Below are 15,476 nucleotides of genomic sequence, written 5' to 3' on the forward strand. Positions count from 1 at the left end.
GATGACCCACCGTATCCTGATCCTCGGCGGAACGACGGAAGCCCGGCAGCTGGCCGGGAAGCTCGTCCGTCGCTCGGATTTGTCGGTCACACTGTCGCTTGCCGGCCGCACTGAAAGCCCGGTCGCGCAAAGCGTGCCGGTGCGTGTCGGCGGCTTTGGCGGTGCCGACGGGCTGGCTGCCTATCTTCGCGAAGAACACGTCGATCTGCTGATCGACGCCACGCATCCATACGCCGCGCGTATTTCGGCCAATGCCGCCGAAGCGGCAACGAAATCCGGCGTGCCGATCCTTGTGCTGCGCCGTCCCGGCTGGGAGCCCGTGGCCGGCGATCGCTGGACGCTGGTGGACAATGTCACCGAGGCGGCACGTGCGCTCGGCACGGCGCCGCGCCGCGTTTTCCTGGCGATCGGCCGGCAGGAGGCAGGCGGCTTCGAAGCCGCTCCGCAGCACCGCTACATCATCCGCAGCGTGGATCCGGTCGAGCCGAAGCTTGGCGTGCCCGATGCGTTTTACCTCCTGGCGCGCGGACCGTTTCCGGAAGCGGATGAACGGGCGCTGCTCGAAAAATACGGCATCGATGTCGTCGTTTCCAAGAACAGCGGCGGCCAGGCGACCTATGGCAAGATCGCCGCTGCGCGGGCGCTCGGCATCGACGTGGTCATGATCCGCCGACCGCCTTTGCCGGACGTTCCTTCGGCCGAAACCGTCGATGCGCTGGCGGCAAAAGTCGATCATCTTTTCGACCCCGTTGCCGAACGCGGCGTGTAGACCAGCGCGGGTTTTTCGCCGCGCTTGATGATGCGGGTCTCGGGCGAGCCGATGATGATGCAGGTCGCCATGTCGGCCTTTGCCGCATCGGCATCTGCCAGCAGGAAAACCTCGATACGCTCGTCGGGCCGGCCGGCGGCGCGGCCGAAGATCACCGGCGTGGTGCCGGGCAGGATCGCCTTCAGGCATTCGAAGGCGCGGCCGAGCTGCCAGGGGCGAGCCTTGCTGATGGGATTGTAGAGCGCGATGACGAAGCCGGCCCCGGCCGCCGCCAACAGGCGCAGCTCGATCAGCTCCCAAGGCTTCAGATTGTCGGAGAGCGAGATGGCGCAGAAATCATGGCCGAGCGGCGCGCCGATGCGGGCGGCAACAGCAAGCATGGCGGTGACGCCGGGGACGACCGACAGGTCGATGGCGCGCCATTCGGCCGGGCCTGCTTCGATCGCCTCGCAAACCGCCGCCGCCATGGCGAAGACGCCGGGATCGCCGCCGGAAACGACGGCGACATTGTGGCCCTCGGCCGCCTTGGCCAGCGCTTCGTTGGAGCGGGCGAGCTCCTCGCGATTGTCCGAAGCGATGCGGGTCTGGTCCGGCCGCAGCTCCAGCCGGTCGAGATAGGGCTTGTAGCCATAGAAGAAGGAAGCCTCGGCCACAGCATTGGCAGCCTGCGGCGTGACCTGGTCGGCATTGCCGGGTCCGAGACCGATGACGGTAAGACGGCCGCTCATGCCTTGGCACCCGGGCGAGCCGACCAGCCGGCAACCAGCACGATGGCGAAATAGGGCGCCTTGTCGTCCAATTTTTCGGCCAGCCGCATCGAGACGCTGCCCGGCATGGTGCCGCGCTCGACATAGACGGCCTTCGCCAGCTTGCCGGTCGCTTCCAGCGCGCGGCGGATTTTTGGCAGGTTGCGGCCGACCTTCATGATGACGGCGGCGTCGGTGTCGGCCAGCCGACGCGTCAGCTCGAACTCGCTCATGGTGCCCGGCAGCACACTCAGCACGTCGTCACCCTGGACGATCGGCAGGCCCGTGCTCGACCAGCAGCCCGACATGGCGGTGATGCCAGGAATGACCTCGGTCGGGAAGCGGTGCGCCAGGCGCACATGCAGATGCATGTAGGAGCCATAGAACAGCGGGTCGCCCTCCGACAGCACCGCCACCATCCTGCCGGCGCCGAGATGCCCGGCGACCTGTTCGGCCGATTGCTCGTAGAAATCGGCGATCTGCGCGCGGTAGTCGTCGTGATCTTTGTCGATCTCCGTCGTCACCGGATAGAGCAGCGGCAGCTCGATCATGTCCGGCCGGAAGCGCGCCTCGACGATGGCACGCGCGTTGCTGTTGTTGCCGCGCTTGGCGAAATACGCGACGACGTCGGCCTCGGCCAGCACGCGCGCCGCCTTCAGCGTCAGAAGCTCCGGATCGCCAGGGCCGGTGCCGACGCCGACGAGACGGCCTTTCATGATCGCGTTCACAGGCCGGGCCTCGCCAAAGAATTGAGCGCGGCGGCGGTCATGGCGCTGCCGCCGAGCCTGCCGCGCACGATGGCATAGGGCACACCATAGGAATTCTCGGCCAGCGCATCCTTGGATTCGGCAGCACCGACGAAACCCACAGGCATGCCGATGATCGCGGCCGGCTTCGGCGCGCCGTCGCGCAGCTTCTCCAAGAGATAGAAGAGCGCGGTCGGCGCATTGCCGATGGCGACGACAGAGCCGGCCATGCGCTCGCCCCAGAGGTCGATCGCGGCAGCCGAACGGGTGTTGCCGATTTCCCTGGCGATGTCGTGCGTGCGCGGATCGCGCAGCGTGCATATCACCTCGTTGCCGGCCGGCAGCCGGGCGCGGGTGACGCCGTGCGCCACCATCTCGGCATCGCAGAAGATCGGCGCGCCAGCGGCGAGCGCGGTCCGGGCGGCGGCAACGAAATTGTTCGAGAAGACGAAATGGCTGGCGGCTTCGACCTGGCCGCAGGCATGGATCATGCGGATCGCGACATCGGCCTCCGCTTCCGAGAAGCGAGACAGGTCCGCCTCGGCGCGGATGATGGCGAAAGAGCGCTCGTAGATCGCCGTCCCGTCGTGGATATAGTCGTAGGCGGCCATTCACTGGTTCCGTCGATAGAGTTCGGCGATGCCGGCAGCGCCAAGCCTTGCCAGGCAGGCGGCGGCGGTTTCGCCCTGATGTCGTCCGTCGCGGATCGCGGCAAGGATGCCGGCGACCCCGCGCGCGGCGTCATAGCCCGGCCTGTACGCGGCAGGAAGAGCCTTCGCAGTCCCGTCCACGACAAGTCCGGCTCCGTTTTCGCCGCCGACCAGGGTGAGCGCGGCGGTGCCGGGATGCGCGCAGCCCTTGGCGCAGCCGGAGATGTGCAGGGTCAGCGAGGTGTCGAGAAGGTCCGCGCTTTCCTTTGCGATGGTTTCGGCGATGGCGCGGGTGGCGATGCGGCCGGACGCGCAAGCCGGCGTGCCGGGGCAGGCGGCTATGCGGGTGCGCGGATCGGCGGGGTCGGTGACGAAGCCGAGAGCGGCGGCTGAGGATTGAAGCGAGGAGGGCACGGAGAGGCCGAGGAAGAGCAAGGCGCGGCCTGGGGCAAGGCGGATTTCGGAGGCGCCGAGGTTTGCGGCTTGGGTGGCGAGATCGATGAGGGACTGCGCCGGCATGCTGCCGTAGGGCAGGGCGATGCCTAGGGTCTGGCCGACGTTCATTTTGAAAAATCCAATCGGCAAGCGAGGGCGCTCTACGGCGCCCCCCTCTGTCCTACCGGACATCTCCCCCACAAGGGGGGAGATTGGCAGCTCCGCCGATGGCGCCCTGCCTGCAACCTTGCTGCTCGGCTCGACCTTGATGATTGGTGAAACCGGCGGCGACGGCTCAATCTCCCCCCTTGTGGGGGAGATGTCCGGCAGGACAGAGGGGGGCGCGAAGGAATGCCAGCCTGCGAGAGAGGCCAACTGCCGCTCCGACAAATCTCTTGTGTGAGCCTCACGACCTCGCTCAGCGACCATCCTCAACGCTGCAACAGCGATATCACGTGCAGCATCCGCATCGACTGTCGCAAGCCACCTTGCACTGCGTCCGTCGTCGGCAACCGATACGCCCCAACGAACATCCTCGCCGGCCCGCATCGCTTTCAGCCGAACGTCGGCCGTCAGCGCATTCATCGTCAGCTGCCCACCTCCATCGACTACCACCGACACCTTCGGTCCCACCCTTGTCGTCAGCCCGGCCGCTTCAATCGCCGCGCTTATCCGCTCAGCCAGCGGACGCGGATCGGCGTTCTCTTCCGGATCGATCCCAGCCAACGGCCCCGTCTCGACCGGCACCCCCGTCCGTACTTCGATGCCCAGCGCATCCACTTCGTCCGCCAGCAGCCGGGCGCTTTCGGCCGTCAGCCCGCGGATCTGCAGGCTGCCGCGCGCCGTCACCTCCATGATGCCGTTGCCGTGGCGCAAGGCGGATTCGCCGAGTCCGATCAGCGACTTGGGCGCGAGTCCTCCTGCGACCGGATTGAGCCGCACGAGCAGCCCGTCGCCGGTCTGCATCGGCGCGCTGAGGGCCGGGCAGGCGCCGCGCCGCGAGAAGGCGTTCATGCCGCCACCTCGCTTGCCTGGGCCTCGGCGATCAAGGCCGCGAGATCGTCGTCGATGGAATTCCTGAGCGGATGCCAGAGACCGCGCCGACGCGCGGCGAGGAACCGTTCGGCGATGACCTTGGCAGCCGCCGGATTCTCGCGCAGCAGGAAGGCACGGACGTCCGGGTCGCCAACATAGGCATCATGGACAGCCTCGATCAGCGCGCCCGGAATGGCATGGGTGGTTTCGGCGAAGCCGACCAGACGGTCGACCGTTTCGGCGAATTCGGAGGCGCCGCGCGGTCCGTGGCGCATCTGACCGGCGATGAAGCGCGGGTTGACCGCGCGGGCGCGAACCACACGGGACACGGCTTCGCCGACCGAACGCGGCTTTGGCTTCTTCGGGTCGGTCGTGTCGAGCACGATGACGTCGGCATTCCGGCCAAGTGCTGCAAGGGCGGCCGAAAAGCCGCCGATGAAGGCGACGTCGGCCGAGCCTTCGAGGATGTCGCGGCCCGGATCGTCGCCGGTGTGAACGAGAAGATCGGCTTCGGCGATCCGGCCTTCGAAAGCGCCGGGCGCCGAGATCGCTTCGCCATCGGCGCCGCCATAGGCATGGGAGGTGGCGTCGAGATAGGCGCGGCCGATCTCTTCGCGCGCGCCCCATTCACCGCGCGACAGCAAGTCCTCGACGCCGGCGCCATAAGTTCCCGGCGAGGTGCCGAAAATGCGAGGTCCGACCTTGCCCTCCGCGCGGGTCGCCGCGGCGAGCGGGTTCTCGGTATCGTCCTCGTCGCGACTGGCGACCGCGTTGGCAGCGGCGTCGATCAACGCGATCTGGGTCGGAAACATGTCGCGGAACAGGCCTGAGATGCGCCAGGTGACGTCGACGCGCGGGCGGCCGAGCGCGGCCGGCGGCAGCACCTCGATGCCGGTGACGCGGCCGGTGGCACCATCCCATTGCGGCCGGCAGCCCATCAGCGCCAGGCCTTGCGCGATTTCCTCGCCGCCGGTGCGTAGCGAGGCCGAGCCCCAAAGGTCGATGACCAGCGAGCGCGGCCAGTCGCCATGGCTTTGCATATAGCTGCGCACCACTTCCTCCGCCGCCGCCTGGCCGAGGTCATAGGCGGTCGGTGTCGGCATGGCGCGCGGATCGGAGGTGAAGAGATTGCGGCCGGTGGGCAGCACATCGGAGCGGCCGCGCGCCGGCGCACCGGCAGGTCCTGCCTTGACGTGACGGCCGTCGAGCGCGGCAAGCAGAGCTGCCCGTTCCGCCTCGGCGCTTTGCCGGCGCAGCGGATCGGCCTCGCCCTCCGGCGCGCGGCCATAGACATGCAGCCCGTCCTTGACGGCGAAATCCTTGAGGTCGCAGAGCCAGGCGTCGATGCGGCGCAGCGCTTCGTCCGGAGCGTCTGTGCCGGCAACGCCGGCTTCGGAGGCAAGGCCGGTCTTTTGCGCTGTCTCGACAATCAGCTTTGCAAGCTGGTCGCGGCGGCGGCGGTCGAGGCCGTCGGCCTGAGCATATTCGTCGACCAGCCTTTCGAGCTTTTGTTGCGCCTCGTCGAGGCCGGCGCCGGTCAGCGGCGGCGGCAGATGGCCGAGGGTGACGGCCGAAATGCGGCGCTTGGCCTGCGCCGCCTCGCCCGGATTGGAGACGATGAAGGGATAGATGACGGGCAGCGATCCGGTGACGATCTCGGGGAAGCAGGTTCCGGAGAGGGCCACCGTCTTGCCCGGTAGCCATTCGAGCGTGCCATGCGCGCCGACATGGATGATGGCGTGGACGCCGAGCGATTTTTGCAGCCAGAGGCCGAAAGCGATCAACTCGTGGCGCGGGGGCAGCGTCGGGTCGTGGTAGTCGGCGCGGCGGTCGGCGGAGCGGCCGCGGTCGGGTGCCAGCGCCACGGTGACGTTGCCGAAGGTGGCGGCGCGGAAGGGGAAGGTTGTTTCGCCCGCTAGCTGCGAAGGCTGGCGTTCTGTCGCGCCCCCCTCTGTCCTACCGGACATCTCCCCCGCTAGGGGGGAGATTGGCAGTTCGGGCGCCGGCGCTCCACCTGCAACGCTGGCGATTGGCGAAAGCGGTGGCGACAGGGCAATCTCCCCCCCTGAGGGGGAGATGTCCGGCAGGACAGAGAGGGGGGGCTCGCGCAGCCCTATCTCGTCACCCCATGCGGCCTTTACGGCATCGCGCGCTCCCTCGGGCAGATCTGCCGAAAGGGCGAGATAATCCATCAAGGCAAGGCCAAGCCCACCCACCTCCAGCGCATCCAGCAATCTCCGCGGCGATTGCGGAATCCCCTCAACCGCATAGCCCTGTTCCTTCAGGTCATGCAGCATCGCAAGCACACTGGAGGGCACATCGAGCCCAACGGCGTAACCGGTTCGCCCTGGCGCGCTCGGATAATCAGGGATCAGGATGGCAAGCTTGCGTTTGGCCCGCTCGGTACGCTGCAGGCGGACAAACGCCGCCACCCGCTTGGCGACCTGCGCGACGCGGTCCGCCTCCGGCCGGTTGGCGAAGGCGCGGAAGGCGAGCGCCGGATCGGTCTCGACCTCGCCCTTGAACGAGATCGCGCCGGCCAGGATGCGGCCGTCGAGCTCGGGCAGGACCACATGCATGGCAAGGTCGGCAGGAGCCAGGCCGCGCTGGTTCTTTTGCCAGACCTCGCGCCTGGTGGTGGCGACGATGACCTGGAAGACGGGCACGCCGGCGCGGTCGAAGAGGGTTTCGGCGCCGGGTTCCGCACCGGAGGCGAAAGCCGTGGCGGTGACGATGGCGGCCGGGTTCAGGGAGCTGAGGGCGTTTTCTACGAAGGCCAGGGATGCCGCGTCTTTGAGGCTGGACACGAAGATCGGTACCGGGGTGAGCCCTTGCAGCTTCAACGCTTCCACGAGAACGTCGATCGGCGCCACGTCGGCGGCCAGCAGCATCGAGCGGTAGAAGAGGATGGGAATAACCGGGGCGCTGAAGTTGGTGGCGTCGAGTTCTGTCGCCCCCCCCTCTGTCCTGCCGGACATCTCCCCCTCAAGGGGGGAGATTGAGCTGCCGTCGATGGTTTCGCCAATCGCGGATGCTGCGAGGTGTTCTATTGCTGAGTTAGCGGAAGAGGCGCCAGGGTCGATGACGGCTGATCTCCCCCCTTGCGGGGGCCGGCAGGACAGAGGGGGGGGCGACGGAACGCCGACCTTTAAAAGGTTCGGCTTCTCGACGACGCCAACTCTAGGCAGATAATACCCCGCCTTCGGTACGCTGACCGGTTCGGCCACGGCCGCATCCGATCCGGCCAGCTTTGCCAGCCTCTGCACCAGGGCAGCCATATTCTCAGGTCCGCCTTCGCGGAAATAGCCGAGCAGGGCGTCGAGCTCGGCGCGCGGCAGGGTCGAGGCTTCGATCAGCCGCAGGTCCTCGTCATGGCTTTCGCCGGGCAGCAGCGCCAGCTTGATGCCGCGCTCGCGCGCGACCGCGGCGAGTTGGTCGCAGCCGTAGCGCCACCAGTCATAGCCGCCGAGGATGCGCACCAGCACCACCCTGGCGTGGCGGGCGACGCTGTCGATCCACAGGTCCACCGACATCGGGTGGCGAAGGTCGCGCAGCGCCGCCAGCCGCATCGATGGCAGCCGCTCCGCATCGGCCTTCCAGGCGGTGGCCAGGCCGGCGAGATCGCTGTCAGTGAAGGACAGTGCCACGACATCCGCAGGCGCCTGCCTGAGGTCGATCGGCTCGGCGAGATCGTCGAGCGAAGCGGATGTGGTGGCGAGGATGTGCATCGCTTTTTCGTGTTGGCCTCAGCCGGCGAGGATACGCTCGATCGCCGGGCGGTTCAGCCCCTTGAGGCCGATGACGACCAGCCGCGAGCGGCGATCGTCCTCGGCCGTCCAGGCGCGGTCGTAATAGTGATTGACGCGCGGGCCGACGGCTTGGAGCAGGAGCCGCATCGGCTTGCCGCCGACCTCGACGAAGCCTTTGACGCGCAGCACGTTTTCCTGCTCGGCGGCAATGGCGACGCGCTTGGCCAACTCGTCGGGATTGGCGATCGAGGGGATATCGATGACGAAGGAATCGAAATCGTCATGCTCGTGGTCGAGCTCGTCGTCATGATGGGTCTTGCGGTTCTCAATGTCGTCCTCCACCGCAAGGCCAAGGCCGAGCAACACGGAGGGATCGACCTTGCCCTGCGCTGTCGGCACGATCTTAACGGCACGCGCGACATGATCGCCGATGACGGTGTTGGCACGGGCGGAGCCTGCCGCATCCATCAGGTCGCTCTTCGACAGGATGATCAGGTCGGCGCAGGCGATCTGGTCCTCGAACACCTCCTCGACCGGATCGTCATGGTCAAGGGAATCGTCCGCCGCACGCTGCGCCTGCAGCGCATCCATATCGGAAGCGACCCGGCCGTCGGCGAGCGCCGGGCCGTCGACCACGGCGATGACGCCATCGACGGTGACGCGGCTCTTCACGCTCGGCCACTGGAATGCCTGCACCAGCGGCTTCGGCAGAGCGAGGCCCGAGGTCTCGATCAGAATGTGGTCGACCTTCGGGTTGAGCGACAGAATCCGGTCGAGCGCCGGCACGAAATCGTCGGCGACGGTGCAGCAGATGCAGCCATTGGCGAGCTCGACGATGTTCTCCTCCGGACAAGAGTCGATGCCGCAACCTTTGAGAATCTCGCCGTCTATGCCGACATCGCCGAACTCGTTGACGATGATCGCCAGCCGCTTGCCCTTGGCGTTCTCGAGTAGGTTGCGGATCAGCGTCGTCTTGCCGGCGCCGAGGAAGCCGGTGACGACGGTGCAGGGCACACGGGAAACGGATGCGTTCATGGTCGGTCCTTCAGCATGTCGAGAGGAGGGATGCGGGCAACCAGGCCGCGCTTGAGGGAATCGGGCCGGCCGCGCCAGGGGATCAGGCCATCGGTCGAGGTGGCGAAGAGTTTCGCGCCGGCGACGAGATCGGCGCCGCTGGCGGTGTCCAGATCGCCGAAGACGTAGCTCCAGCAGCCGTCGCGCAGCAGCGCCGCGCTTAGCCGGCGCTTGCAGTTGCCGAGGCATTCGACAGTACGGATGTCGATCTTTTCGCCGCAAGCCGCCCGACGCGTGTCTTCGGCAAGCAGCGCGCCGGCGCGCGGATGCCCATCCGACCCGGTCTCGTCGCGGCAGGATGAGCAGACGATGACGGTGATGCCGGCCAAAGCGTCGGGCTCGGACGGAACGTCCGCACTGTTTGCCGGGAAACTGCCGTTGCGATCCAAAACCACGCTCCTTGCCCGGAAAACCCGCCGGGCATTCGGATACTTAAAGTCTCAGACGGCAGGTCTCCTGGCTCGCGGGTCGTCGCCCTGAATGCCGCCTTCCCGGGAACATCCCAGTGGTTTTCGGCAGAGGCTCGTCGCTTACAGTTGCGGGGACAGCCGCGGATTTGGGTTTTGGCCCGCACCGCATTCCCTCTTGGCTCCTCCCTTTGCCGGGAGAAGACCGTCTGGGTCAGGATTTAGGCTTACGGCTAGTTCCCTGTCAACGCGCAGCTACGACACCGCGATGTCGGCCAGCGCCGGTCCGAGGTCGCCGGCCGGCGTCACTTCGATCGCCTCCAGGCCGAGCCAGGCCTGCATCTGCTTCAACTCATCGAAGAGCTGGGCGGCCGTTTCAGGCGGGGCGCCGGCCTCGGCATAGGTGGCGTGGACGCGCAAGATGCTGGCCGGGCGGTCAGCTCTCAGATCGACGCGGGCGACGATCCGGTCGCCGAGCAGGAAGGGCAGCACGTAGTAGCCATATTGGCGTTTCTCGGCCGGCGTGTAGATCTCGATGCGGTAGCGGAAATCGAAAAGCTTTTCCGTCCGGGTGCGCTCGAAGACGACCGGATCGAAGGGGGCAAGCAGGGCGCGCGCCTCGATCCGGCGCGGGGAACGGGCGTCCTTGTGGAGATAGGCTGTCCTGTCCCAGCCTTCGACCTTCACCGGCAGCAATTCGCCGGCATCGACCAGTTCCTCGATGCGATCCTTCGTGTCGCCCGGCGCGAGACGAAAATAGTCGCGCAGGTCGCCATAGGTGGCAATGCCATGGGCGCGGGCGGAAATGCGCAGCAATTCGCGATGCGCGTCCTCGACCGAGGGTACGGGCAGGTCGAGCACCGCCTGCGGCAAAACGCGCTCGGGCAGGTCGTAATAGCGTTCGAAGCCGCGGCGGTAGGCGGTGGTGATGCGCCCGGCCCAGAACAGCCATTCGAACGCGTGCTTGGCCTCGCTCCAGCCCCACCAGCCGCCATTGCCCTTGTGGCCTTCGATATCAGACGCGGCGATCGGACCGCGATCGGCGACCTCTCTATATATCTCGTCGATCATTTCCTTGCGTTCACGGCCCCATTTCGCCAGGCCGAGATACATCTCGTCGCCCTGCTCGGCGCGCTGCATGCGCCAGCGCATCAGCGGGTACGTCTCAACGGGCAGGAACGACGCCTCATGCGCCCAGTACTCGAACACGGCGCGCTTGCGGGTGACCGCGGCATTGTCGAGCAGCGTAAGCGGATAGGGGCCGAGGCGCGAATAGAGCGGCATGTAATGCGCGCGCACCACCGCGCTCACGGAATCGATCTGCAAGAGGCCGGTTCGCGAAAGTACCCGCGCAAGGTGGCGGCGATCCGGAACACCACTGGGCCTGGGGTCGTTGAACCCTTGCGCGCCGAGCGCAATACGCCTCGCCATGGCCAGCGAAATCTTGTCCTTCATCAGGTGTCCTTGCCCGATCGTCTGCTGGATTTTTAGCCGGTGATTCCTGTCATGCTAGCAGGCAAATGGCGGGAGATATGTCAGGAGAGAAAAGTGGAGTGAAAGCTGAAGGAAATCAAACAGGAGCGGATCGGACCAGTTTCTTCCGATAAGGCGTCCAGGGCCGCGATTTGAACAACGTTTGACTTGCGTCACCGAAACCGCTGCGCTAACCCTCGCCGCGTTGCAGCATGGGCCTCCTAAAACGGTTCAGCGGTTAAACTGTCACGCTTCCGCATTAGAGTTCGTTGCTGTAATCAAAGTGAACTGCCCCCGCCGAAGGAAAGTCGCCGCATGAGCGCACTCCTAAGTTCGTACCTGCCTATCGTGCTGTTCATCGCCGTGGCGATGATCGTCGGTCTGGCGCTCATCATCGCTCCGTTCCTTGTGGCCTACCGCAATCCCGACCCGGAAAAGCTTTCCGCCTATGAATGCGGGTTCAACTCGTTCGACGACGCCCGCATGAAGTTCGACATCCGCTTCTACCTGGTGTCGATCCTGTTCATCATCTTCGATCTCGAGGTCGCCTTCCTGTTCCCGTGGGCGGTGTCCTTCTCGAAGCTCGGCATGCTCGGCTTCTGGTCGATGATGGTGTTCCTGGCGGTGCTGACCATCGGTTTTGCCTATGAATGGAAAAAAGGAGCGCTGGAATGGGATTGAACGACAGTTCAGGCACCCTCGTCGCGCCGAAGCCCAAGGGCATCATCGACCCCAACACCGGCAGGCCGGTGGGGGAGGACGATCCCTTCTTCCTCGAAATCAACAATGAGCTGGCCGACAAGGGTTTTCTCGTCACCTCGACCGAGGCGCTGATCACCTGGGCGCGCAGCGGCTCGCTGATGTTCATGACTTTCGGCCTCGCCTGCTGCGCGGTCGAGATGATCCACACCTCGATGCCGCGCTATGACTCGGAGCGCTTCGGCGTCGCCCCGCGCGCGTCGCCGCGCCAGTCCGACATCATGATCGTCGCCGGCACGCTGACCAACAAGATGGCGCCGGCGCTGCGCAAGGTCTACGACCAGATGCCGGAGCCGCGCTACGTCATCTCGATGGGCTCCTGCGCCAATGGCGGCGGCTACTACCACTATTCCTATTCGGTGGTGCGCGGCTGCGACCGCGTCGTGCCGGTCGACATTTATGTGCCCGGCTGCCCGCCGAGCGCGGAAGCACTGCTCTACGGCATTCTCCTTCTGCAGAAGAAGATCCGCCGCACCGGCACGATCGAACGGTGAGCCGATGACCCTGGCGTTGAATGAACTCTCCACCTATCTCGGCGAGAAGCTCTCCGGCCGCATCGGCCACGCCGTGATTGCGTATGGCGAGCTGACGGTTTCGGTGGAACCGGGCAATCTGATCGAGGTGGCGACCTTCCTGCGCGACGATCCGCGCTGCCAGTTCATCTCGATCATCGATGTTTGCGGAGCGGACTATCCGTCGCGCGCCAGGCGCTTCGACGTCGTCTATCACCTATTGTCGCCGAAGCAGAATGCACGCGTCCGGCTCAAGGTCCAGGCCGACGAGGAGACGCTGGTGCCGTCGCTGACCGGCGTCTATCCGGGCGCCGACTGGTTCGAGCGCGAGACCTACGACCTTTACGGCGTGCTGTTCTCGGGCCATCCGGACCTGCGCCGCATTCTCACCGACTATGGTTTCGAAGGCCATCCGCTGCGCAAGGATTTCCCGCTGACCGGCTTCGTCGAGGTGCGTTACGACGACGAGGCCAAGCGGGTGATTTACGAGCCGGTCGAGCTCAAGCAGGAATTCCGCAATTTCGATTTTCTTTCTCCCTGGGAAGGGACGGACTACGTCCTGCCGGGGGATGAGAAGGCGAAGCAGTAGGGCGAGCCATGGCTGAAACCTCCGTCCGCAATTTTAATATCAACTTTGGGCCTCAACACCCTGCGGCACACGGCGTTTTGCGCCTGGTGCTGGAGCTGGACGGCGAGGTGGTCGACCGCGTCGATCCGCATATCGGCCTGCTGCATCGCGGCACCGAGAAGCTGATCGAGGCCAAGACCTATCTCCAGGCCGTGCCCTATCTCGACCGGCTCGACTATTGCGCGCCGATGAACCAGGAGCATGCCTTCGCGCTCGCGGCCGAGCGCCTGCTCGGCATCGAAGTGCCGAAGCGGGGCCAACTGATCCGCGTGCTCTATTCCGAGATGGGCCGCATCATGTCGCACATCTTGAATGTGACGACGCAAGCCATGGACGTCGGCGCGCTGACGCCGCCGCTGTGGGGCTTCGTCGAGCGCGAAAAGCTGATGGTGTTCTATGAGCGCGCCAGCGGCTCGCGCATGCATGCGGCCTATTTCCGGCCGGGCGGCGTGCACCAGGACCTGCCGCAGAAGCTGGTCGAGGACATCGGCAAGTGGATCGACCCGTTCCTGAAGTCGATCGACGATCTCGACGCGCTCTTGACCGGCAACCGCATCTTCAAGCAGCGCAATGTCGATATCGGCATCGTGTCGCTGGCCGATGCCTGGGCCTGGGGCTTTTCGGGCGTGATGGTGCGCGGCTCGGGGGCTGCCTGGGACCTGCGCAAATCGCAGCCCTATGAATGCTATTCGGAGATGGATTTCGACATTCCGATCGGCAAGAACGGCGACTGCTACGACCGTTATCTGGTGCGTATGGAAGAGATGCGCCAGTCGGCCAGGATCATGCGCCAATGCGTCGATCTCTTGCTCGGCAAGGAAAGCGCCGGCCCGGTGTCGAACCTCGACGGCAAGGTCGTGCCGCCGAAGCGCGCCGCGATGAAGCGCTCGATGGAAGCGCTGATCCATCATTTCAAGCTCTATACCGAGGGCTACCGCGTGCCGGCCGGCGAGGTTTATGCGGCCGTCGAGGCGCCGAAGGGCGAATTCGGCGTCTACCTGGTCTCCGACGGCACCAACAAGCCCTATCGCTGCAAGCTGCGCGCGCCTGGTTTTGCGCATCTGCAAGCCATGGATTTCCTGTGCCGCGGCCACATGCTCGCCGACGTTACGGCCGTGCTTGGCTCCCTCGACATCGTGTTTGGTGAGGTCGATCGCTAAATGTCAGTCCGCCGTCTTGCAGAAGCTAGCCTCCAGCCCGCCACCTTCGCCTTCAACAAGGAGAACGCGGCAGCGGCACAGCAGTGGATCGCCAAATATCCGAAGGGGCGCGAGCAGTCGGCGATCATCCCGTTGCTGATGATCGCGCAGGAGCAGGAAGGCTGGGTCACCAAGGCGGCGATCGAGACGATCTCCGACATGCTCGGCATGCCGCGCATCCGCGGCCTCGAGGTCGCGACCTTCTACACGCAGTACCAGCTCAATCCGGTCGGCACGCGCGCCCATATCCAGGTCTGCGGCACCACGCCCTGCATGCTGCGCGGCTCGGAAGCGCTGATGGATGTGTGCCGGTCGAAAATCCATCACGACCAATTCCACACCAACGACAAGGGCACTCTGTCGTGGGAGGAGGTCGAATGCCTTGGCGCCTGCGTCAACGCCCCGATGGTCATGATCTTCAAGGACACTTTCGAGGACCTGACGCCAGAGCGGCTGGCCGAGATCATCGATCTCTACGACGCCGGCAAGGGCGCCGAGGTGAAGCCTGGTCCGCAGAACGGCCGCCACGGGTCCGAGCCGGCTACCGGGCTGACGACGCTGACCAGCGAAAAGGCGATCCTGAAGTCGACGCGCGACAAGGAAGCCAGGGCGGCGGCGAAAGCGGCCAAGGAAGCTCTCGCGTCGGCGCCGCCTGCAACTCCCGCCGCAGCCCCGGCACCCGCTGCGCAGGCAAGTTCGGCGACGGCTCCGGCCGTCTTGGGCCCCGTTGGGCCGTCGAAATCCAGCAAGCCGAAGACCCATGCGGCTGAAACCAGCCCGGCGCTCAACACGCCGTCGCCGGTCAAGGTCGCCCCGGCCACCGAGAACGGCGCCAGCGTCAGGGCGCCGCGCCATTCGGCCGCCAACGCCAATCAGGCTTCTCCGGAGGTCGAGGCCGTTTCCAAGCCGCGCAGCGGGCCGAAGACGAAGGCCGAACCGGCCACGGCTTTCAAGGCGCCGGAAACCAAGCAGCCGGTCGCCAAGACGGCGAAACCTTCGCTCGACGACAAGAACCGGCCGGCCGGCATCGAGCGCCCGGCAACGGTCGACGATCTCAAGCTGATCTCAGGCGTCGGCCCGAAGATCGAAGGCACCCTGCATTCGCTGGGCATCTACACTTTCGCGCAGGTCGCCGCCTGGAAGAAGGCCGAGCGCGAATGGGTCGACGGCTATCTCAATTTCCGCGGCCGCATCGAGCGCGACGACTGGGTGAAGCAGGCCAAGGCGCTCGCCAAGGGCGGCGTCGCCGAATACATCCGCGTCTTCGGCAAGAAGCCGGTCTGAGGGACGAAAA

General features: G+C 65.9%; 14 protein-coding genes and 1 riboswitch. Of the genes, 6 read left to right on the plus strand and 8 right to left on the minus strand.

Annotation, left to right across the window (positions count from 1 at the left end; translation table 11 throughout):
* Window position 1 precedes the first annotated feature (1 nt).
* Complete coding sequence (locus FJ419_RS08640) at window positions 2–769, plus strand: cobalt-precorrin-6A reductase (protein WP_140689719.1); 768 nt, start codon at window positions 2–4, stop codon at window positions 767–769.
* On the opposite strand, the gene FJ419_RS08645 is transcribed toward FJ419_RS08640, so the two are convergent.
* The 8 genes from FJ419_RS08645 to FJ419_RS08680 all read right to left on the minus strand — a co-directional run bounded on the left by FJ419_RS08645 (window position 733) and on the right by FJ419_RS08680 (window position 11,066).
* On the minus strand, window positions 733–1,497 hold the full coding sequence (locus FJ419_RS08645) for a precorrin-3B C(17)-methyltransferase (protein WP_140689722.1): 765 nt from the start codon (window positions 1,495–1,497) through the stop codon (window positions 733–735). The two genes, FJ419_RS08640 and FJ419_RS08645, sit on opposite strands and share 37 nt — an antisense overlap.
* Complete coding sequence (locus tag FJ419_RS08650) at window positions 1,494–2,243, minus strand: precorrin-2 C(20)-methyltransferase (protein ID WP_140689724.1); 750 nt, start codon at window positions 2,241–2,243, stop codon at window positions 1,494–1,496. The genes FJ419_RS08645 and FJ419_RS08650 overlap by 4 nt, the downstream gene beginning before the upstream one ends.
* Window positions 2,240–2,872 carry a precorrin-8X methylmutase gene (locus FJ419_RS08655; protein WP_140689726.1) on the minus strand — a complete coding sequence of 211 codons (633 nt, stop codon included), beginning with the start codon at window positions 2,870–2,872 and terminating at the stop codon, window positions 2,240–2,242. The genes FJ419_RS08650 and FJ419_RS08655 overlap by 4 nt, the downstream gene beginning before the upstream one ends.
* A complete protein-coding gene (cobG, locus tag FJ419_RS08660; protein WP_140689728.1) occupies window positions 2,873–4,360 on the minus strand; it encodes a precorrin-3B synthase in 1,488 nt (495 codons plus the stop codon).
* Window positions 4,357–8,109 (minus strand): cobaltochelatase subunit CobN, encoded by a 3,753-nt coding sequence (locus tag FJ419_RS08665; protein WP_140689730.1) that lies wholly within the window; start codon window positions 8,107–8,109, stop codon window positions 4,357–4,359. Before FJ419_RS08665 ends, cobG begins: the two co-directional genes overlap by 4 nt.
* A gap of 18 nt (window positions 8,110–8,127) precedes the next feature.
* Window positions 8,128–9,165, minus strand: coding sequence for a cobalamin biosynthesis protein CobW (gene cobW / locus FJ419_RS08670; RefSeq protein ID WP_140689732.1), 1,038 nt, complete (start codon window positions 9,163–9,165; stop codon window positions 8,128–8,130).
* Window positions 9,162–9,593 carry a DUF1636 family protein gene (locus FJ419_RS08675; RefSeq protein ID WP_140689734.1) on the minus strand — a complete coding sequence of 144 codons (432 nt, stop codon included), beginning with the start codon at window positions 9,591–9,593 and terminating at the stop codon, window positions 9,162–9,164. The genes cobW and FJ419_RS08675 overlap by 4 nt, the downstream gene beginning before the upstream one ends.
* A 39-nt stretch (window positions 9,594–9,632) precedes the next feature.
* A riboswitch (cobalamin riboswitch) is annotated at window positions 9,633–9,836 on the minus strand.
* A gap of 30 nt (window positions 9,837–9,866) precedes the next feature.
* Window positions 9,867–11,066 (minus strand): winged helix-turn-helix domain-containing protein, encoded by a 1,200-nt coding sequence (locus tag FJ419_RS08680; RefSeq protein WP_140689736.1) that lies wholly within the window; start codon window positions 11,064–11,066, stop codon window positions 9,867–9,869.
* Window positions 11,067–11,399: 333 nt separating this feature from the next.
* On the opposite strand from FJ419_RS08680, the gene FJ419_RS08685 reads away from it, so the two are divergent.
* From FJ419_RS08685 to FJ419_RS08705, 5 genes are read left to right on the plus strand one after another with little or no spacing between them, the layout of a single operon-like run.
* The gene (locus FJ419_RS08685) at window positions 11,400–11,765 is read left to right on the plus strand and encodes an NADH-quinone oxidoreductase subunit A (protein ID WP_042643187.1); all 366 of its coding nucleotides are present in this window, start codon (window positions 11,400–11,402) and stop codon (window positions 11,763–11,765) included.
* Window positions 11,756–12,337, plus strand: a complete 582-nt coding sequence (locus tag FJ419_RS08690) for an NADH-quinone oxidoreductase subunit B (RefSeq protein WP_015317338.1) — start codon at window positions 11,756–11,758, stop codon at window positions 12,335–12,337. Before FJ419_RS08685 ends, FJ419_RS08690 begins: the two co-directional genes overlap by 10 nt.
* 4 nt (window positions 12,338–12,341) lie before the next feature.
* Window positions 12,342–12,944, plus strand: a complete 603-nt coding sequence (locus FJ419_RS08695; RefSeq protein ID WP_140689738.1) for an NADH-quinone oxidoreductase subunit C — start codon at window positions 12,342–12,344, stop codon at window positions 12,942–12,944.
* Between the two features lie 8 nt (window positions 12,945–12,952).
* The gene (locus FJ419_RS08700; protein ID WP_140545668.1) at window positions 12,953–14,143 is read left to right on the plus strand and encodes an NADH-quinone oxidoreductase subunit D; all 1,191 of its coding nucleotides are present in this window, start codon (window positions 12,953–12,955) and stop codon (window positions 14,141–14,143) included.
* Entirely contained in the window at window positions 14,144–15,466 is a 1,323-nt protein-coding gene (locus tag FJ419_RS08705; protein ID WP_140689740.1) for an NADH-quinone oxidoreductase subunit E, read from the plus strand. It begins immediately after the preceding gene.
* The last annotated feature ends 10 nt before the right edge of the window (window positions 15,467–15,476 follow it).

Origin of the sequence: Mesorhizobium sp. B2-6-2, from assembly GCF_006440615.1 — a bacterium.
Classification (GTDB): domain Bacteria; phylum Pseudomonadota; class Alphaproteobacteria; order Rhizobiales; family Rhizobiaceae; genus Mesorhizobium.

Excerpts from the sequence above, each read along its gene's own strand:
- FJ419_RS08640 (WP_140689719.1), top strand. The coding sequence starts at position 2 with ATGACCCACCGTATCCTGATCCTCGGCGGAACGACGGAAGCCCGGCAG.
- FJ419_RS08645 (WP_140689722.1), bottom strand. The coding sequence starts at position 1,497 with ATGAGCGGCCGTCTTACCGTCATCGGTCTCGGACCCGGCAATGCCGAC.
- FJ419_RS08655 (WP_140689726.1), bottom strand. The coding sequence starts at position 2,872 with ATGGCCGCCTACGACTATATCCACGACGGGACGGCGATCTACGAGCGC.
- cobG (WP_140689728.1), bottom strand. The coding sequence starts at position 4,360 with ATGAACGCCTTCTCGCGGCGCGGCGCCTGCCCGGCCCTCAGCGCGCCG.
- FJ419_RS08665 (WP_140689730.1), bottom strand. The coding sequence starts at position 8,109 with ATGCACATCCTCGCCACCACATCCGCTTCGCTCGACGATCTCGCCGAG.
- cobW (WP_140689732.1), bottom strand. The coding sequence starts at position 9,165 with ATGAACGCATCCGTTTCCCGTGTGCCCTGCACCGTCGTCACCGGCTTC.
- FJ419_RS08680 (WP_140689736.1), bottom strand. The coding sequence starts at position 11,066 with ATGAAGGACAAGATTTCGCTGGCCATGGCGAGGCGTATTGCGCTCGGC.
- FJ419_RS08685 (WP_042643187.1), top strand. The coding sequence starts at position 11,400 with ATGAGCGCACTCCTAAGTTCGTACCTGCCTATCGTGCTGTTCATCGCC.
- FJ419_RS08690 (WP_015317338.1), top strand. The coding sequence starts at position 11,756 with ATGGGATTGAACGACAGTTCAGGCACCCTCGTCGCGCCGAAGCCCAAG.
- FJ419_RS08695 (WP_140689738.1), top strand. The coding sequence starts at position 12,342 with ATGACCCTGGCGTTGAATGAACTCTCCACCTATCTCGGCGAGAAGCTC.
- FJ419_RS08700 (WP_140545668.1), top strand. The coding sequence starts at position 12,953 with ATGGCTGAAACCTCCGTCCGCAATTTTAATATCAACTTTGGGCCTCAA.
- FJ419_RS08705 (WP_140689740.1), top strand. The coding sequence starts at position 14,144 with ATGTCAGTCCGCCGTCTTGCAGAAGCTAGCCTCCAGCCCGCCACCTTC.